This is a genomic window from Rothia sp. HMSC065C12 (assembly GCF_001812085.1).
Classification (GTDB): domain Bacteria; phylum Actinomycetota; class Actinomycetes; order Actinomycetales; family Micrococcaceae; genus Rothia; species Rothia mucilaginosa.
Genome location: NZ_KV807678.1, coordinates 227,140 through 246,145, shown reverse-complemented (window position 1 = coordinate 246,145; position 19,006 = coordinate 227,140). Strand labels below are relative to the sequence as shown.

The window sequence follows — 19,006 nt, the reverse complement described above, 5'->3', positions numbered from 1 at the left end:
AGTTTGTTGGTCTTAGTCATGGGGGAGAGGCTCTACGATTGCGGTAGCACCCTCAATGGCTCGTACCCTCGCGTGTGATCCTGCTACGAGCGTTCCGGAGGCGGTGCGCGCCGTCCAGGTGTCGCCAGCTAGTACAACCAAACCAGTTTCACTAGTCACATCTTGAGTGACGCGCACCTCAGCGCCAACGAGTGCTTCAGCATTAGTGACAGCTCCGGTGGCTGATTTATTGAGCTTTTTCAGCAGCGGCGGGCGCAGACCAAGAACCAGAATCAGGCAGATCACCACGAAAATAACGGTTCGAATCAGCATGTTATCCACGAAGGGCGATATTGCTGCGGTGATGCCTGCGCTAATCGCCAGCATGAGAAAGAACAGGTCGAGGCTGAGCATTTCTATGACGGCGAAAACGAGGGCGAGTGCAACCCAGAGTGTCCAGGGTGTCTCAAAGAGCCAATCCACGAGTTTTCTCCTTTGGTGTACATCAACCGGCGTGGTTGACGTTGGATCTGCACACGAGGCGACAGCACCTTCGTGATGCGGGGTATATCCATTATTTCAGGTGGATTGAGTGCTGGCGACAGTTCTGGTAACCGAGTGAGGTTAATACATGAACTGTTAAGACTTTATTTAGATATGGGGAATCTTGAGTTCATTCTAGACCTCCCTAAAAAGCCGATAATATACATTATGTAAAGTAGGCCTATTTTCACTACCCCACCGACTGTTCACCGGCGCTTTCTACGCTCAGGCTGGCACGGATCAAACCTGTGCGCTCCCCGCAGTGCGACTACACTGTTCCATCCGCGGTTCTGCGCTCCGCTATTCTGAGCTCCACGCGCCTTGCGTCTTCCTCGGCGCTCAGCTACTCGCTCACATGCTCCGAGCCTTCAGGCTCCTCAGTGCATCCAGTTAAACGACAGGCACCCGAGACTCCACACCTTTCGGTGCGCTCTGTTCGTCTCGGGTGCCTGCCATCGATTTCTAGAGCTTTACGCTTCTGCGTGCTTAGAGCTGAACTCTACCCACGCGTTGAGCACGCGCTCCGCTGCGCCGGATGCAATAGATTCGCGCGCATCAGCCAATGCCTGAGTGAAGCGGGTCTCAAAGCTTTCGCCGTTGACCGGGCGGTACGCGACCAAGCCAGCCGCAGCGTTCATCACCACAGCGTCGTGAATGGCGCGCAGCGGGTTCTTCGGAGCCTCGCCCTCCCCCGCCAAAATTGCACGGAAAACGCCCGCATTGTACTCGGCGTCGCCGCCACGCAACTGCTCCAGCGGTGCATTCTGCAGACCGTACTCGGTCGGATCAAAACGGTACTCGGTCAGTTCGCCGTCGACAGCCTCCCACAGGCGGCTCGTGGTGGCGATGGTCAGCTCATCCAGGCCGTCATCACCGCGGAAAATCAGGGCGTGATCGCCGCGCTCCGCAAAGACGTGAGCCATCTTCTCAGCCATGACCGGGTTAGCAACGCCGATAGCCGAGGACTTCACGCGAGCCGGGTTCGTCATGGGGCCCAGGTAGTTGAACGCGGTCGGAATACCGAGCAGGCGGCGGGTCGGGCCCACGTGGCGCATTGCCGGGTGGAAAGTCATCGCAAACAGGAACGTGATGCCAGTCTCGCGAGCGCATTCGGCGACTGCGGGAATGGGCATGTCGAGGCGGATTCCGAGGGCTTCAAGGACGTCTGCGGAGCCGGATTTGGAGGTGGAGGCGCGGTTGCCGTGTTTGACGACGGTGGCGCCGGTGCCTGCGATGACGAGGGCCGCCATGGTGGAGATGTTGACGGTGTTTTGCTGGTCGCCGCCGGTGCCGACGATGTCTACGGCGTGGGGGTCGATGTCGACGGTTTCGGCTTTGGCGATCATGCCGGCTGCGAGTGCGCCGAGTTCTTCGGGGGTTTCGCCTTTGGAGTGGAGGGCGGTGAGGAAGGATGCGAGGATCGGCTGTTCGGTTTGGCCGGTCATGATGTGGTCCATGGCCCAGGCGACTTCGGTGTCGGTGAGGTTTTGGTGTTTGACGAGCTGGTTGAGGATGTATTTCCAGGTGATTTCGTGCGTAGTCATGTGTTAAGTGTAAAACCCCCGCCGCGTATCTGCATGGTTGGGTGCAGTATGCGAGACGGGGGTTTGTTTAGGCGTGTTGCACCTTGGGGTGCTTAGCGCTGGGGTGTCTTCGGTTTAGTGGAAGGAGTCACCGCATGCGCAGGAGCCTGCTGCGTTGGGGTTGTCGATAGAGAAGCCCTGCTTTTCGATGGTGTCTTCGAAGTCGATGGTGGAGCCGTCGAGGTAGGGTGCGCTCATCTTGTCGACGATGACTTCTACGCCGTCGAAGTCGCGGACTGCGTCGCCGTCGAGGACGCGCTCGTCGAAGTAGAGCTGGTAGATGAGGCCGGAGCAGCCGCCGGGCTGGACGGCGATGCGCAGGCGCAGGTCGGTGCGGCCTTCCTGTTCGAGGAGGGTGCGGACCTTGGTCTGTGCTACTTCGGTGAGGTTGACGCCGTGGGTCGGCAGTTCGGTGGTGGTTTCACTCATTGGTGTTGTCCTTTTGTTTTGTTGTTTGCCCGTGTGCGCCGCGTGTGGGTGCGTGTGGGCGTTTTAGCCTTCACGATACGCGCCTGGGTGTTTGATGTACAACCTAGGGTGTGCATAGTTCGCCGGGGGCGTGAGTGTTGGTGTGGGGGCTTGACATGTAATTCTGCTTCTAGGATACCGAAAAAGTGGGGGTTGGGGTTTGTGACCCTTCTCCCCCACTTTTTGTGGATGTTCCTAGCGAGCGCGTTTAGCGAGCGACGAGTGCGCTGAGCAGTAGCGCCTCCGCGAGGATTGCGTTCTTGAAGTCCGGGATGTAGAGGGACTCGTTGGCGCTGTGTGCGCGGGTGTCAGGGTCTTCTACGCCGGTGACGAGGATCTGTGCCTGCGGGAAGAGGTCCTTGAGGTCGGAGATGAACGGGATGGAGCCGCCCATGCCGGTCTGTACGGGTTCTACGTCCCATGCGGCGCGCATTGCGTCGAGGGCGGTTTGTGCGCCGTCTGCGTCGACTTCAGTGGCGAAGGGCATGCCGGAGTCGACGGCGGTGTAGTTCGCCTGGGCGCCGTGGGGTGCGTGTGCCTTGATGTGTTCGGCGAGTGCGCGGTGTGCGTTTTCGGGGTTGTCACCGGGTGCTAGGCGGGTGCTGATGCGTGCGCGGGATACGACGGCGAGGGTGTTGGAGGAGGTTGCGATGGAGGGGATGTCCATGCCGATGACGGAGATTGCCGGCTGGGTCCACAGGCGGGAGGCAACACTACCGGTGCCTGCCAGGGGTACGGTGTCGAGGATGCCGGAGTCGTTGCGGAAGTCTGCTTCGGCGTATTCGAGTTCGGGTTCGGGGGCGCGGTGCAGGCCTTCGACGGCTACGGCGCCGGTGGCGTCGTGCAGGGTGGCGAGTAGCTGCGCCATGAGGGTGTGTGCGTCGAGCATGGGGCCGCCGAACATGCCGGAGTGGATGGCGTGGCTACCGACGCGCACTTCGATGTCGCCGGATGCGACGCCGCGCAGGCTGGTGGTCAGTGCGGGTACGCCGGCGCGCCAGTTGGCGGAGTCTGCGACCACGATGTAGTCGGCGGACAGCTCCTCACGGTAGGTGTTGAGGAAGGAGACGAAGGAGGGCGAGCCTGCCTCTTCTTCGCCTTCGATGAAGAGCTTCACACCGAGTTTGAAGTCCTCGCCGAGAGTTTCGTTGAGGGCTGCGAGCGCGGCGAGGTGCACGAGGATGCCTGCCTTGTCGTCTGCTGCGCCGCGGCCGTAGAGGCGGTCACCCTTGCGGGTTGCGACGAAGGGTTCGGTGTCCCACAGGTCGAGGTCGCCGGCGGGCTGTACGTCGTGGTGGGCGTAGAGCAGGATGGTCGGGTAGCCTTCTGCGGCGGGGCGGGAGGCGATGACGGCGGGCATGCCCTGATTTTCGGTGCCGTCGGCGGTGGTGTAGGTGGCGCGTTCGATGCGTACGTTGTTGAAGCCTGCCTTGGTTGCGAGCGCGGCGACTGCCTCGGCGCTGCGGTCTACCTGGGTGAGGTCGTGCGATTCCCAGGCGATGGAGGGGATGGCGACGAGCTCGGTGAGGGTCTGCAGGGTTGCTTCGAAGTTTTTGGTGACGGCGTCGCTGAGGGCGCTGTGGTGGGTGAATTCATTAGTCATGTTTCTACCTTACCCCTACCTTACCCGCCGCCGCCGGGTGGTTGGGGTTGTTTCAGTTGCTGGTGTGGGCTTGTGGGGGCGGGTTTAGTGTGTGCCGTTCGGGTATGATGGGAGGGTGTTTGGTCGTAAGAAAGAGAAGGCTGAAGCGGAAGCTGTTCAGCCGCAGGTTATAGAGGAGCCTCAGGCTCCGGTTAATCCGAAGTTCACCCCGAAGAAGGGCCGTCCTACTCCTTCGCGTAAGGAGCAGCAGGCGGCTCGTCGTCAGCCTCTGGTTGTTAGTGACCGTAAGGAGGCGAAGGCTCGTGAACGTGAGGCGATGGCGAAGGCTCGTGAGCGTCAGAATGATGCGTTGATGGGTGGCGATCAGCGTTACCTGCCCGCCGTGGACCGTGGTTCGCAGCGCCGTTATATCCGTGATTATGTGGATGCGCGCCGTAACCTTGGCGATTTTATGTTGGCTGTGCTGCTGGTTCTGCTTATTGGTGGCTGGATTGCTCAGGGTGTGTCGGGTACGTCTAGCGTTGGTGCAACGGTTTATTACGGTTCCGTGTACGCAATGTATGCGCTGATGATTCTGTGGGTTGTTGACTACTTCATTCTGTGGCGCAGCCTGAAGAAGAAGCTGATTGCGAAGTTCGGCGAGGTTCAGCGTGGTTCTGGCATGTATGCGTTTAACCGTGTGATGATGATTCGTCGTATGCGCCGCCCGGTTCCGATGGTGAAGTACGGCGAGTACCCGCACTAAGTCGTTAGTGCCGTATAGGTGCTTGGGGAGAGGTCCTGAAGGTTCAGGCCTCTCCCCTATTTTGTGCCCGCTGGTCTTTTCCCTCTTGCGCGTGGACATATATGTCGCGGCTAGACGCCGGTACGGTTAGGCGTCGATTCGGGAGTAGAGGATCTGCCATCTACCGTCGCGGTATTCGAGGGCGAACGTGTAGATTTCTTCTTCCTTGTCGCTGCTCCAGGTTTCTTGGCGGCCGTCGGGTTCCACTTCGGTGTGTTTGTCCCATTCGTGGCTGGTTTCCAGGTAGTAGGTTTGATGGTCGTCGGTCCTGGGTATACCGGCGGGTTCGAAGTGTTCGATGCCGTCGATGACCCATCCGCCGCGCTGGTAGAGCGCTTCTATTTCCCGGTAGATTTTGAGTTCTCCGTCGTTTGAGGCGGAGAGGAATTCGCGGGCTTTGCTGTAGTCGCCGGTTTGGACGCCGTAGTTGATCCATTGGTTCCAGGCGTCCATGGTTTTGAGGATGCCGTCGGGGGTCTTTGCGCGGTATCCGTTTTCGGGGGCGTTGGGTTTGGGGACGTTTTGGGCGGGGCCTTTGGCATCTGCTTTGCGGTATTCGTCGTTACCGGCGTTGTTGCCGGCGCTACTGCTTGGGCTGCTGTTGGTGGCAGGCTTGCCGGAGGCGGTGGATCCGTCTCCTGCAGTTGTGATGTCGTGTGGCACGCAGGCGGCGAGTAGGGTGCTGAGGCTGATGAGTGTGCCTCCGGTCAGCATTGAGCGGCGGTTTAGCATGTTGGGGTTCATGGTTGGTCCTCCACATCGTTGTAGTGCATGGTCTCCCGCTTATCTCCATTATGCGCGAGCGCGCACTTATACGCTCAGAAGCCACATGTGTTTCGAAAAGCTACTTCTTTGGTGGCTTTTCGAAACACATGTGGCTTTTCGGCTGAATAGAGGGCACACAAAAGGGGCACCGCCTCCACCCCCTACGGGTAGAGAACGGTGCCCCCTTTCAGCACGCCGGGAGCGTGAGGCTCCCTCCCCCGCCAGTCACCCGGCGGGGCGTAAACCTTCTAGCGGCGAGCGCGGCGCAGCTTCACCAGGCCACGGTTAATGTGTGCCGCCCAGAGCGGACCCTCATACAGGAACGCGGTGTAGCCCTGCACCAGGTCAGCGCCAGCGTCCAGGCGCTCCTGCACATCCTCAGCGGTGGTCACGCCGCCAACGGAGATGATGGCGAGGTCGTCTCCAATTTCGCGCTTGAGCAGGCGCAGCACCTCCAGGGAGCGCGGCTTCAGCGGCGCACCGGAAAGGCCGCCGGCACCGATTTCCTTGACCTTGGTCATGTCGCTGGTCAGGCCCAGGCCGTCGCGGGCGATGGTGGTGTTGGTTGCGATGATGCCGTCCAGCTTCAGCTCCTTAGCCAGGGCTGCCACCTCGATCACGTCCTCATCGACCAGATCCGGCGCGATCTTCACGGTCAGCGGTACGTGGCGGTTGGGGCATACGCGGTCTGCCTCTTCACGCACGGCAGCCAGTAGCGGGCGCAGCGACTCGATAGCCTGCAGGGTGCGCAGACCCGGAGTGTTCGGGGAGGAAACGTTGACGACCAGGTAGTCTGCCTGCGGTGCCAGGGTGCGGGTAGAAATCAGGTAATCCTCGATAGCGTTCTCGAGCTCAACGACCTTGGTCTTGCCGATGTTCACGCCGATAACCGGGCGTACAGCGCCGCGGTATTCGGTTTCGAGGTCTGCGCGGGCTGCGGCTACGCGCGGGCCTGCCGCTGCGGCACCGTCATTGTTGAAGCCCATGCGGTTGATGACCGCCTTATCTTCCACGAGGCGGAAGAGACGCGGCTGCGGGTTGCCGGGCTGCGCCTGACCGGTGATGGTGCCGATCTCGACGTGGCCGAAGCCGATACCAGCCAGCGCGGCAATACCCTTACCGCCCTTGTCGAAGCCTGCAGCCAGGCCGAACGGCGAGGGGAAAGTAATACCCATGACGGTAGTTGCCAGTTCGGGGGCGGGCTGGAAGTACTTGCGCAGCGCGCGGGTGATGCCGACGTTGCGCAGGGTCTGAACGCCCCAGAAGCCGACGTGGTGTGCCTTCTCGGGGTCCATGCCCTTGAAGAAGATGTTGAAGAAGGTCGGGTAGATGCGCATTTGTTCTCCCTAGTGTTGGAGGGTGTGGGTGGTTTATGGGGCTATGATCCGGGACTGTATGCCGGGCCGCTACTTGTCGTTGGCGACGGCGTCGACTGCGCCACCGTAGCGGCGGTCGCGGCGCGCATACTCTTCGACAGCTTCCCAGAGGGTGCGGCGGTCAACGTCGGGCCAGAGCACGTTCATGAAAATCATCTCGGCGTAGGCGCTCTGCCACAGCAGGAAGTTCGAGATGCGCTGCTCACCGGAGGAACGCAGGAACAGGTCAACGTCGGGCAGGTCGGGCTCGTCCAGGTACTTCTGGATGGTCTTTTCGGTAATGTTGCCGGGCTTGATCTTGCCCGCCACAGCGTCCGCTGCGATAGCTGCCGCCGCGTCAGCGATTTCTGCGCGGCCGCCGTAGTTCACGCACATGGTGAGGGTGCAGACGGTGTTGTCGATGGTTTCGCGCTCGCAGTGTTCGAGCTCTTCGATGACGTTCTTCCACAGCTTGGGTCGGCGGCCAGCCCAGCGGATGCGCACACCCCAGGTTTTGAGGGTTGCCAGCTGACGCTGCAGCACCTCGGTGGAGAAACGCATGATGAACGCGACTTCGCTGGGTGAGCGCTTCCAGTTTTCGGTGGAGAACGCGTAGGCGGTCACGTACGGGATGCCCATTTCGATAGCGCCCGCGACAACGTCCAGCAGTGCCGCCTCGCCGGCGCGGTGGCCCTCGGTGCGGGGCAGGCCGCGTTCGTTTGCCCAGCGTCCGTTACCGTCCATGACGACGGCGACGTGCTGCGGAATGAACTTCTTCGGGATCGGCGGCGGGGTTGCCCCGGTGGGGTGTGCGGGCGGGGGTACGGGCTGGGTGCGTGCCATGTGTGCCTTTCTTCCCTGGCGGGTTCTCCCCCGGGGTCGTTTGCCTAGATATGCGCCAGATATAAACCTGGCGTGCTGTTAGCTATTTTACCGTGACACAGCGCGCATGGGCGGGTGCTTCGGGGGTTATTTTGCGTCCTGGTTGGCCCATGTTTGACGCATCGGCGTGCATCTTTTACGATGCAGGAATTTCTGCTTCGAGGGCGCTCGCCGTTTTCAGGGGGTGTTCGAGCAGGTTTTGGGTGGTTTTCAGGTAGAGTCCCAGAATTTTGGAGGCGACCGGCACCGGTGCTGCGTCAATAGTCGCCCAGGCGCGCGGATCCGCCGATGCGGTAGCGAGCGCATAGCCGAGCTCTTCGGCACGCAGGCCGGTTAGGGGCGTGTCGGTGGTGGGTGCACACTGAGGGCAGAGGACCGTGTGGTGCCCGTAGGTGTGGGCGGTGTGGAAGGCAATGTACCTGCCGCTTCCGCTTGTAGCGCCGGGGGTGCTACTGTCTGCCCCGTTATCGCCCCGGTTATCGGAGTTCACGAGCGGGTTGCCGCATCGGGTGCAGTTCTCCCCGATGAGCGGCCAGCCAGCGGCGTTCATACTGCGTGCTAGGTAGCGGGTCAGAATCCTCTGCGGCACGTGCTGCCCGTGCGCGAGCGCGGCAAGCGCCCCGTGGGTGAGGGTGTAAATGTCGGCGGTGCTGTCGGTGTCTTTGGTGAGTGCTTCTGCCAGTTCGGCGATGGTGGAGGCGCACGTGTACGCATCGTAGTTCGCCATGATGGGTGCGGTGTAGGCGTGCAGGGTTGCCGCCTGGGTGATGGTGTGCAGGTTGGTTCTGCCGCGGCTGAAGGACAGGTCGGTGTGCATGAACGGTTCGAGTCGTCCACCGAATTTGGAGGTGGGTTTGCGTACGGCTTTGGCGACGGCGTGGGTGATTCCTCCGTCGCGGGTGAGCATGATGATGATGCGGTCGGTTTCGCCGAGTTTTTGGGTGCGGAGGATGAGGGCGGCGTCGCGCCAGGTGCGGGGTTCGCTCACGGGTGTCTCCGTTCTCGGTGCATGCTCGGTGGGTATTAGGCGGGTGGGTTTTCGGCGGGCGCTGAAGGCAGTAAGCGCTGAGGGCAAGATCTACGCGGGTGTTGTGGGTACGGTTCGACCCCTGCCGTATTACCCCGCGTAGGGGTACCGGTCAGGGGTCGGTCCGTAACGTATGGGCGAGGCGCTATTTAGTCCTCGTACTCAATATCGTCGTCGATGTCGTCTTCATCGTCGAGGATTTCTTCAAGGTCATCCTCGTCTTCATCACCGTAGACGCTCAAGGGGGTGACCTCGTTGTACGCCTCGAAGAGGGCATCTTCGTAGGCTTCGAAGGCGTTGGCGATTTCTACGTATGCCTCATCGACGGCAGAGTCGTGCTCGCCGGTTCGGTTGACGACGGCGGTCAGGTGCGCCTCCAGCGCGTCAAGGAGGCGGGTGAGTTCGGTGCGAGGATCAATGCTCATGCCATTTATTCTACTACCTACAGGCCGATGGTGTGCGCCGGGCGGTCATGCGGCGGTTTAAACGCGGAACTATGAACGGGTGCGGCAGGTAAATCAGCGGGTAAATTCGGTGCCGTGAAGAGAACACCAAAGCCAGAGCGGTAAGCCCAGGTTGGTCGAGTCAGGCTCGGCAAGCCAGATTGGTCAAGCCAAGCAGCACGCGGCGCATCAAACCCCGCATAAAAACCTTACAGACACAGCGAACCCGCCGTCCCCAGGTCCCCTACCCCTCAAGAGGCGGGTGCCGGGTGCGGCGGGTTCTTCTGTCGGTTAGCTCAGCTTGACGCTGCACCTACTGAATGTTTGCTTCTTACGGGTTGAGCCCGAGAGAATGAGAAGCCGGGGTTTTAGAAGCCCAGGGATGCTGCGGATGCGCGGATTGCCTCAGCGGATGCCTTCAGCTGTGCCAGCTCAGCCTCGTTCATGGGAACCTCGAGCACGCGCTGGATGCCCTCACGGTTGACGATGGTGGGCAGGGACAGTGCAACGTCCTTGAAGCCGTACAGCTCGCCTGCAATGGTGGTGGAGACGGGCAGCACTGCGTTCTGGCCGCCGAGGAATGCCTCAGCGATACGTGCGCCGGAGATACCGATTGCGTAGTTGGTGGAACCCTTGCCCTCGATGACCTTGTATGCTGCGCGCATAGCTTCGGTTGCCAATTCTGCACGGACCTCTTCGGTGAAGACGGGCTTGCCGTCCTGCTCCCACTCGGTCAGGGGAACCATACCGATGTTTGCTGCGGACCAGACGGGGAACTCGGAGTCGCCGTGCTCGCCAACAACGTTTGCGTGAACGCTCTTGATGGAGACGCCAGCCTTGTTAGCAATCAGCCAACGCAGGCGGGAGGAGTCCAGAACGGTACCGGAGGACAGCACGCGGTTTGCGGGCAGGCCGGTAATCTTCTGAGCCACAACGGTGAGAACGTCACAGGGGTTGGTGACGAGCATGATGATTGCGTTGGGTGCTACGGACAGAATGTTCGGCAGCAGCTTCTCGAGGATTGCGACGTTTGCGCCTGCCAGTTCGAGGCGGGGCTGACCCGGCTTCTGGCGAGCACCTGCGGTGATGATGACCATGTCGCAGTCGCGCAACAGCTCGATGTCGTCGCCACCGGTTACGGTTGCTTCGTGTGCGAACATTGCGCCGTGTGCGATGTCCAGTGCTTCAGCGTGTGCGCGCTTGCCGTCGATGTCGTACAGGACGATTTCGTCTGCGGAGCCGCGGACCATAGCTGCGTATGCGGTTGCGCTACCGACGCCGCCTGCACCGATGACGCCGAGCTTGGTGGGGTTGTTGACACCGTTCATTGCTGTATGCCCTCTTTCGTGAGAGTTATCCGTGTGGTGCGAGAGGATTCTCGCGTGGTTTATGGGGAAGCGGGTGTGTGCCGCGGGGTTGAATTTCCTTAGATGGGCGTTCTTCCCCGGTGAGCTTGCTTCGTTACTTTCTATTATGCCGCAGATTTTGCGTTTTGTGTTGGGATATTTTGCTTTTTTCGATGGGTGCTGGTGACTTTATGGGCTATGAGGGGTGTTTTTCACTCACAAAACCAAATAATGACGTTCTGACCTTTTGAGCAAGCTCACATGCTGCTAAAGTAGCCCTCCACATCCACGGCACCGCCGGAAGCCTCAAAATCAGCACGAACAGCATCCGCCAGATCGTCGTCGACCAGGAAGTCCAAAGCCACAGACGCCAAACCGAACGCCGCATCCAGGGCAGCATCCACAGCCGCCGGAGTGTCAGCACAGTGCGCGAACTCCACCGTGTGCATACCGGTACCCTCGGGCGCAATCTGAATCAGCGGGTGAATACCGGGCACGCGCAGGCTCACATTACCGAAATCAGTAGAAGCCGCCAGGGTGTCACTGACCGTTCCGGGCGGGTACGGGTGGCGACCCACCGAACGCTGAGCCGAAACCCAACGCTTCAACAGCGGGCGGTTCGTACGCACCGGCATGGTCATCGGCGAAGAATCCCACGTCACCTCCGCACTCACGCCAGCCATGAGCGCCGCACCGCGCAGCACCTCCTCAACCCGTCGCGACAGCGCACGCAAAGTCGGCGCGTACTTAGAACGGATATTAATATGCAGGCTCGCGGAGGCAGGAATCAGATTCGGGGCGTCCCCGCCGTGGTCAATAATCGCGTGAATACGGTCAGAACCGGGAATCTGCTGACGCAACAACCCCAGGCCCTGATACGCCAAATTCGCCGCATCCAGTGCGTTACGACCCATAAACGGATGCGAGGAAGCATGCGCACTCACGCCCGTATAAGTCACGCGGCATTCGCGGCGACCCAACCACGCCTGATCAGCCACATCCATAAAGTAGGGGTGCACCATGATGGCGGCATCCACCCGCTCGAACGCGCCGGCGCGTGCCATCAGCTCCTTACCGGCGTCGGATTCCTCGGCGGGCGTGCCGTAGTAGAGGATCCTGCCGCTGAACGCCTCGGGGCCGGTAGCGAGCGCATCCGCTAGGGCAAGGAAAGCGCCCAGCCCGGATACCGCGATGACGTTGTGGCCGCAGCCGTGACCGATGCCCGGTAGCGCGTCATATTCGGAGAGAATCGCGATGGTGCGGTGTTTGGTGGGGTCGTAGTCGGCGCTGGTGAGCTCCACCTTGAAGGCGGTATCCAGGCCGAAGGCGGGGTACTCGATGCTGAGGTTCGGGTAGGCTTCGCGGACCGCATCAACGAGCGTGCGGGAGGCGAAATACTCCTCGTAGGCAGTCTCGGGGTGCGCGTGAATCGCCTTGAGAATTGAGGTCAGGGAGTCTGCGCGGGTGGCTACGGATTCGGCGAGGTCGCGGCGAATATGCGCCAGCCCGCTGTCTTCGTCGAGGCGGTGACCGTGGCCCTTTCCATGACCGTGGCGCTCGCCGTGGCTACGTTCCTGCTCGGGCTGACCGTGGTCGGCATGTTCCCGCTCAGGATGCGCGTGCCCGCGCTTGCGGCGGTGCTCAGCGGCATGCTTACGCTGCTCGGTTTCGAGGGCGAGGATTTCGGAGTACTCGCTACCGCGCACGCAATCAGCGTCGGGCGCGTCGTAGTGGCGGGTTATTGCGGCGGGTCGGTTCGGTGCCGTTCGACCGGAGCTGTCAGAAGTGGGCTGGGTGTGGGCGGCGGTGCCCTGTGCGTTCGCGTCAGTCATGCTTCTACGCTACCGTCTGCGCTCGCCGGGCGCTAGATGCTCAGGCGTGATGGAGTCGAAAACGCCCAAAAAGAAATTTGTGTCACATAAAAGAAAATTTGTATATATCCTAGGAATCTTTGATTCAGTGGAGTAGCGTTAAGCACATGGGAGCGACAATCCAGCCGCACCCATCACCATCCGGCGCTAGCGATGCGAATGCCGGCAGGACAGTTCACAACCGGTCCAAACCATGTCGTTTGGGCCTCTGTCAACGCTGTGACAGACCCATGGATGCGAACCGTACCGGCAAGCACACACCGCTGTGAGCGCCACAACCACGCTAAGGAGCTCCATCCCATGAAGGCAGCACGCTTCTACGACCGTAACGACATCCGCATTGAAGACATCCCCGCACCCGAAGCCGCTGCGGGCGAGGTTCTGGTCAAGGTCGCATGGTGCGGTATTTGCGGTACCGACCTGCACGAATACCTTGACGGCCCCATCTTCTGCCCCCAGCACGGTCATCCCCACCCCATTTCTGGTGAGGACTCCCCCGTCACCCTCGGTCACGAATTCTCCGGTGTTGTTGAGGCACTGGGCGAAGGCGTAGACGACCTGCAGGTTGGCGACCACGTTGTCGTCGAGCCCTACATCATTCGTGATGACGTTTACACCGGCCCCGACTCCAAGGACTATCACCTGTCCAAGGACATGAACTTCATCGGTCTGGCAGGTCGCGGTGGCGGTCTGTCCGAGAAGGTTGCCGTCAAGCGCCGCTGGGTTCACAAGATTCCTAACAACATTCCCCTGGACGAGGCTGCACTGATTGAGCCCCTGAGCGTTGGCTACCACGCTGTTGAGCGTGCAGGCGAGTTCGAAGAGGGCGCATTCGCACTGGTTACCGGTGCTGGCCCCATCGGTCTGCTGACCTCCGCAGTTCTGAAGGCTAAGGGCGCTAAGGTTATTATCTCCGAGCTGTCCCCGCTGCGTCGCCAGAAGGCTCTGGACTCCGGTGTTGCTGATTACGCTTTCTCCCCCGCAGAGACCGACGTTCTGGCTGAGATTCACAAGCTGACCGACGGCCGTGGCGCCGACATCGCGTTCGAGTGCACCTCCGTTCAGCCCGCACTGGACCTGATCCTGGATGCCCTCAAGCCCACCGGTAAGGTCGTCATCGTCTCCATTTGGGGTAAGCCCGCTTCCCTGGATGTTCAGAAGATTGTGCTCAAGGAGCTCGATATCCGCGGTACCATCGCATACGTGAACTCCCACCCGGAGACCATCAAGCTCGTTGAGTCCGGCAAGATTGACCTCAAGCCCTTCATCACCGGCAAGATTGCTGTGGAAGACCTGATTGACAAGGGCTTCGACACCCTGATCCACCACAATGAGACCGCCGTGAAGATTCTGGTCACCACCGACCCGGAGCGTCTGGCTGAGTAATCTCTTCGAACGATACTGATTCGTTCAGTTTCAGCTGATGCAGCTGTTCTTCTAGCTTCCTTAGCGTAGCTAGGTGGGGTGAGGTTCTTTCAAGGAGCCTCACCCCACTATTTTTTGCGTGCTTTTTACCGGACATACAACCGAGCATACAAAAATCCCCGGTTCCGAAGAACCGGGGATTATCTGTGCGCGAGGGGGGACTTGAACCCCCACCCTCTAATACGAGGACTAGCACCTCAAGCTAGCGCGTCTGCCTATTCCGCCACCCGCGCAGGTGACTTTCGAACGTTTTCCTTTCGGTGCCGTTCGAAGCAACACGTAATACTATACGGACTTTCTGAACACTCCGCAAATCGAAAGCATATGTTCTGCATCACATATTAGAGGTTGGTTGGTTCCCCACCCCCGGTGATCTTCTCGCACCTTGAGTAATATGACCGGCACGCCCATTCGACTGCCATATTTTCGGTCATAACGACTAGAATAAAGAGCATGAATAATGAGAACCTCTCCCGCGAAGAAGCCGCAGAACGTTCGGCTCTCATCAGTGTCGACACCTACGACGTGCATGTCGACCTGACTAACGCCAAGGACCCCGAATTCGAGTCCTACCCCACCGTCACCACCGTCCGATTCTCCTGCAACACCCCCGGTGCAGAAACCTTCATCGACTACATCCACCACAGTGTCGACTCCGTTAAGCTCAACGGCACCGAACTGACCCTGGCAGATGCCGTCAACGGCGCACGCATCACCCTGCCCAACCTGCAGGCAGAAAACGTACTCACCATCCACGGTCGCTCCTACTACTCCCGCTCCGGCGAAGGTATGCACCGCTACTTCGACCCCTCCGACGGTCGCGTCTACCTGTACACCCAGTACGAGCCCTCCGACTGCCGCCGAGTCTTCCCGAACTTCGAGCAGCCCGACCTGAAGGCAGTCTTCAACTTCCGCATCACCGCGCCCAAGGACTGGGTCGTCAGCTCCAACGGCGTACTCGAATCCCAGATCGTAGACCCCACCGACGACTCCATCACCAAGCGAGTCTTCTCCCCCACCGCAAAGATCTCCACCTACATCACCGCAATCGTTGCCGGCGAATACTTCACCGCAACCACCACCTACAAGCCCAAGAGCAAGGTCAACAGCGGTAACATTCCCCTGGTCGTCTACTGCCGCCAGTCCCTCAAGCCGCACTTCGACTACGACCACATCTTCAAGGTCACCAAAAACGGCCTGGACTTCTTCCAGGACCTCTTCGACTACCCCTACCCGTACCCCAAGTACGAACAGGCATTCGTCCCCGAATACAACATCGGCGCAATGGAGAACCCCGGCCTGGTCACCTTCACCGAAGACTACATCTTCGTCTCCGGCGCAACCGAGGACGACCTCGAAGGCCGCACCAACACTATCTGCCACGAAATGGCACACATGTGGTTCGGCGACCTCGTCACCATGAAGTGGTGGGACGACCTGTGGCTCAAGGAATCCTTCGCAGACTTCATGGGCACCCTCGGCGCTAAGGAAGCCAACAACTTCAACGACGCATGGGTCACCTTCGCGAACAACCGCAAGGCATGGGCATACATGCAGGACCAGCTGCCCACCACCCACCCCATCGTCGCTGACATCCCCCACCTGGAAGCAGCATCGCAGAACTTCGACGGCATCACCTACGCAAAGGGCGCATCCGTGCTCAAGCAGCTGGTCGCCTACGTCGGCTTCGACACCTTCATCGAGGCAGCACGCGTGTACTTCAAGCGCTTCGAGTGGGGCAACACCTCCCTGAACGACTTCCTGCAGGTACTCAACGAGGTGTCCGGCCGCGACATGCAGGCATGGGCTAACGCATGGCTGCAGACCTCCGGCGTGTCCGCACTGGGCACCAAGCGTGTCTACGGCGAAGACGGCCAGCTCACCGACCTGATTCTCACTCAGGAACTGCCCGCACAGCAGCCCGCAGGTCTGGGCCGCCCCCACGTGGCAAAGCTGGAAACCTTCGCGCTGACCGACGGCAAGCTTACCTCCACCGGCCTGCTCTCCCTCGAGTACCCGGCAGAGCCCGTCTCCGAGCACCACGTGGAGCTCACCGACGAGCAGAAGAAGCTCGTTGGCGAAGCTGACCTGCTCATGCTCAACGCAGAAGACCACACCTACGCCAAGGTCGCCCTGACCGACGAAGACGGCCTGCAGGCAGCTATCGAAGGTGTCTCCACCCTCGAATCCGCGCTCTCCCGCGGCCTCATCTGGGGCTCCCTCTGGGAGAACGTGCGCGATGCACGCCTGCCCGTCACCACCTACGTCGACGCAGTCGTACGCAACGTCTCCAAGGAACCGAGCGCATCCCTGCTGGGCACCATGGTCAACAACGCACAGGTCGCTATCGCAACCTTCTCCGCACCCACCGGCCGCGAGCGTCTCTACGACGCTCTCTACGACGCATTCGCAGCCGCACTGGCGCAGGCTAAGCCCGGCTCCGACGAGCAGCTGATTCTGCTGCGCGCCCTGATTTCGGTCTCCACCAACGCGACCAAGGGTGAAGAGCTCTGCCGCGATATTGCCCGCGGTGCTTTCGAAGACACCACCGGCGATATTGCTGACGCAACCGGCATTCCTTACGACCAGAACCTGGGTTGGAGTGCACTGGGTGCGCTCGCAAGCCGCGACCTGGTGACCGTTGAGGATCTGGACCGTGCGGCGAAGTACAGCCCCTCCTCGATCTCTTCGAATGGTTACGCGTACGCGATTGCTGCCCTGCCCTCTGCTGAGCGTAAGGCTGCCGCGTACAAGACCATCATGGAAGACGAGTCGCTGTCGAACGACGCTCTGGCTTCGACCATTAACGGTTTTGCTCGCGGTCCGGTTGAGTTGCGTGAGTCCTACTACGACTCCTACTTTGAGGCTCTGCTGCCCATTTGGGCGTCCCGTTCGATTGGTATGGCGACCCGCATTGTGCGTGGCCTGTACCCGAAGGCTCCGTACAACACCGGCTCCACCGAGGGTCTGGGCGTTGAGGGTAACCCCTCCGTTGCGCTGGCTCAGAAGTGGCTGGAGGCGAACCCCGAGGCTCCTTCGGCTCTGCGTCGTCTGGTTCTGGAGGCTCAGGATCACGGCCACCGTTCGATTGTGGCTCAGAAGTTCAACGCCTCCCTGCAGGACTAAGCTGCATGGTTTGAGGGCTTGTGGCGGGGTGTGAGCCGGTATCTAGACTAGGTTCCGCTCTCCCCCGCTAGGTTCTCTAGCCTCTTTGAGAGACTGCCGTTCGGCACGCCCCCGGTAACGTACCGGGACGCGCCGGGCGGTGGTCTTTTTCTGGCTCATCTATAGAATTCATAGCGGCGGTATGCCGTCTAAATATTTCCCTCATACAGTGGTTCACATACTGACAAGGGCACTTATTACCGGGGCAGTTTCACCAGGGCACAAAACTATATGCACCCGGTGCTAAAAGACAGATAAATGTCACCCGTTTTTGTGAGCTGTCCACACTGAAAGCATGAGAGAATAGACTAGGTATCCGCTCGCTTAGACACATCAGAAGGAGTTTTCAGTGGTCGATTACGCACTCGGTGACCGCGGTAGCGTTGACATTGTCACCGATGATTACTACGAAGCAGAAACCCTCCAAATCTTTGAGGAACTGCACATCGACCGTGAACGTATCTGGTACGGTGAAGCGCGCCTCGTTCCCGAACCGGATAACCCCTACGAGCCCAATAGCATTGCCGTCTACATTGACGAATTCAAGGTGGGCCGCATGAGCGTGGAGGACTCCGCCGCGTACTGGGATTCCATTACCCGCGTGGTCGCCTCCGGTTACGAGCCTATTGCGCATCTGCAGCTTTCCGCCGTGGCGGTTCGCACCGAGAGCGGTAACATGCGAGTGAAGAGCACCGGTGTGCTCTCGCTGTCCGCTCCTAGCTCGCTCTTCCCCCTCAACGACGCACCGACTCGCGCGACCCTGCTACCCCAGGGCCCGTCGATGAAGGTGCTTGATGAGAAGGAACACTCCGAATACCTGCACAGCATCCTGCCGCCCAGCGGTGAGGGTCGCGTCATTCTGACCCTGGAAGCTAACCAGCTGAAGACCTCCGACGGCCGTTTCGTTGACAGTGTTGAGGTACGCCACGACCGCAAGCTCGTGGGCCGCCTGAGCACCCAGATGTCTGAGCAGCTCGCCCCCGTGATTCGTTACGCATTCGAGAACGACCGCCTCACCAGCGCGTGGGGTACGATTCGCGGCAACACCCTTGAGCTGTCCCTGACCGTTCAGGCTGCACGCCCCGCCGATATTCCGCAGGAATGGTATGAGACCCTGCCCAACAACGTTCCGGCTCTGCTGCCGGTGGGTGAAGAGTACGATGTGCCCGCCGCATTCGTGCCCACCGAAGGTGAGCGCCACTACCTGGAGTCCTCCGCTCAGCAGGCTCCGAAGAAGCGTCGCGGTTTCATGAGCTCCCTGACCGGTGGTTCTTCGGCACCCGCCGAGCCGACCCGTAGCGAACCCGCCGCGGAGAAGCCTGTCATCGAATACAGCATTGAGGAAGAGGAATACTACGAGCCGAACGAACGTGACCGTCTGCTGAACCTGATCAAGGGTGCAGGCCTCGCCGTTCTGGTCGCCGGCCTAATTTCAATGCTGTGGACCCCGATGCTTGGCATCCTCATCGCAATCCTGGGTGGCGCTATCGCGGCTGTAGCATTCTATTTTGGCCGCCAGCCCTACTACGAAGACTACGACGAATACGATGAGTACGAAGAGGAAGAATCTGCCGAGGAAGCAGAAGAAGCCGATTCGAAAGCCTAACTCCCTCTAAGAGCACGGTACGAATGGGGCGGCTACCCCACCATCACGGTGAGGTAGCCGCCCTTTTGTGCGCCCCAGCAGCTCTCTAAGCGCCAACGAGGTACTTCCAGGTATCTACATTCCGACAGCTTTTCGGGAACAGTTAAAAACCAGCGGGGGCG

General features: G+C 60.2%; 15 protein-coding genes and 1 tRNA gene. 4 read left to right on the top strand and 12 right to left on the bottom strand.

Features of this window, described 5'->3' with window-relative positions:
• Positions 1–12: 12 nt before the first annotated feature.
• The 4 genes from HMPREF2836_RS05265 to HMPREF2836_RS05250 all read right to left on the bottom strand — a co-directional run bounded on the left by HMPREF2836_RS05265 (position 13) and on the right by HMPREF2836_RS05250 (position 4,176).
• Positions 13–462: an NfeD family protein gene (locus HMPREF2836_RS05265; protein ID WP_070616350.1), complete on the bottom strand. Its 450-nt coding sequence runs from the start codon at positions 460–462 to the stop codon at positions 13–15.
• A gap of 530 nt (positions 463–992) precedes the next feature.
• Complete coding sequence (trpD, locus tag HMPREF2836_RS05260) at positions 993–2,066, bottom strand: anthranilate phosphoribosyltransferase (RefSeq protein WP_070616349.1); 1,074 nt, start codon at positions 2,064–2,066, stop codon at positions 993–995.
• A gap of 114 nt (positions 2,067–2,180) precedes the next feature.
• Positions 2,181–2,534 carry a HesB/IscA family protein gene (locus HMPREF2836_RS05255; RefSeq protein WP_049347628.1) on the bottom strand — a complete coding sequence of 118 codons (354 nt, stop codon included), beginning with the start codon at positions 2,532–2,534 and terminating at the stop codon, positions 2,181–2,183.
• A gap of 247 nt (positions 2,535–2,781) precedes the next feature.
• Complete coding sequence (locus HMPREF2836_RS05250) at positions 2,782–4,176, bottom strand: M20/M25/M40 family metallo-hydrolase (RefSeq protein ID WP_070629699.1); 1,395 nt, start codon at positions 4,174–4,176, stop codon at positions 2,782–2,784.
• Positions 4,177–4,291: 115 nt separating this feature from the next.
• Here HMPREF2836_RS05250 and HMPREF2836_RS05245 point away from each other — a divergent pair, with 115 nt between their 5' ends.
• Positions 4,292–4,921 (top strand): DUF3043 domain-containing protein, encoded by a 630-nt coding sequence (locus tag HMPREF2836_RS05245; protein ID WP_070629696.1) that lies wholly within the window; start codon positions 4,292–4,294, stop codon positions 4,919–4,921.
• 126 nt (positions 4,922–5,047) lie between these two features.
• Here the strand turns inward: HMPREF2836_RS05245 and HMPREF2836_RS05240 are convergent, their stop codons facing one another.
• From HMPREF2836_RS05240 to HMPREF2836_RS05210, 7 genes are all read right to left on the bottom strand, one after another.
• Positions 5,048–5,704, bottom strand: coding sequence for a DUF6318 family protein (locus HMPREF2836_RS05240; RefSeq protein ID WP_070629694.1), 657 nt, complete (start codon positions 5,702–5,704; stop codon positions 5,048–5,050).
• Between the two features lie 269 nt (positions 5,705–5,973).
• Complete coding sequence (locus HMPREF2836_RS05235) at positions 5,974–7,062, bottom strand: quinone-dependent dihydroorotate dehydrogenase (protein ID WP_049341239.1); 1,089 nt, start codon at positions 7,060–7,062, stop codon at positions 5,974–5,976.
• Positions 7,063–7,131: 69 nt separating this feature from the next.
• On the bottom strand, positions 7,132–7,923 hold the full coding sequence (locus HMPREF2836_RS05230; protein WP_049341241.1) for an isoprenyl transferase: 792 nt from the start codon (positions 7,921–7,923) through the stop codon (positions 7,132–7,134).
• A gap of 175 nt (positions 7,924–8,098) precedes the next feature.
• Positions 8,099–8,950, bottom strand: a complete 852-nt coding sequence (gene recO, locus HMPREF2836_RS05225) for a DNA repair protein RecO (RefSeq protein WP_070629692.1) — start codon at positions 8,948–8,950, stop codon at positions 8,099–8,101.
• Positions 8,951–9,138: 188 nt separating this feature from the next.
• The gene (locus tag HMPREF2836_RS05220) at positions 9,139–9,414 is read right to left on the bottom strand and encodes a hypothetical protein (RefSeq protein WP_005509088.1); all 276 of its coding nucleotides are present in this window, start codon (positions 9,412–9,414) and stop codon (positions 9,139–9,141) included.
• A 386-nt stretch (positions 9,415–9,800) separates the two neighbouring features.
• Positions 9,801–10,760: an L-lactate dehydrogenase gene (locus HMPREF2836_RS05215; protein ID WP_012903553.1), complete on the bottom strand. Its 960-nt coding sequence runs from the start codon at positions 10,758–10,760 to the stop codon at positions 9,801–9,803.
• 275 nt (positions 10,761–11,035) lie between these two features.
• The gene (locus HMPREF2836_RS05210) at positions 11,036–12,610 is read right to left on the bottom strand and encodes an amidohydrolase (RefSeq protein ID WP_070629689.1); all 1,575 of its coding nucleotides are present in this window, start codon (positions 12,608–12,610) and stop codon (positions 11,036–11,038) included.
• Between the two features lie 339 nt (positions 12,611–12,949).
• Between HMPREF2836_RS05210 and HMPREF2836_RS05205 the strand changes: the two genes are divergently transcribed.
• Positions 12,950–14,035: a 2,3-butanediol dehydrogenase gene (locus tag HMPREF2836_RS05205; RefSeq protein WP_070629687.1), complete on the top strand. Its 1,086-nt coding sequence runs from the start codon at positions 12,950–12,952 to the stop codon at positions 14,033–14,035.
• Positions 14,036–14,221: 186 nt separating this feature from the next.
• On the opposite strand, the gene HMPREF2836_RS05200 is transcribed toward HMPREF2836_RS05205, so the two are convergent.
• Positions 14,222–14,307: transfer RNA gene (locus tag HMPREF2836_RS05200), tRNA-Leu, on the bottom strand.
• A 220-nt stretch (positions 14,308–14,527) separates the two neighbouring features.
• Here HMPREF2836_RS05200 and pepN point away from each other — a divergent pair.
• The gene (gene pepN, locus HMPREF2836_RS05195; RefSeq protein WP_070629686.1) at positions 14,528–17,200 is read left to right on the top strand and encodes an aminopeptidase N; all 2,673 of its coding nucleotides are present in this window, start codon (positions 14,528–14,530) and stop codon (positions 17,198–17,200) included.
• 388 nt (positions 17,201–17,588) lie between these two features.
• Positions 17,589–18,845: an HIRAN domain-containing protein gene (locus HMPREF2836_RS05190; protein WP_070629684.1), complete on the top strand. Its 1,257-nt coding sequence runs from the start codon at positions 17,589–17,591 to the stop codon at positions 18,843–18,845.
• Positions 18,846–19,006: the final 161 nt, after the last annotated feature.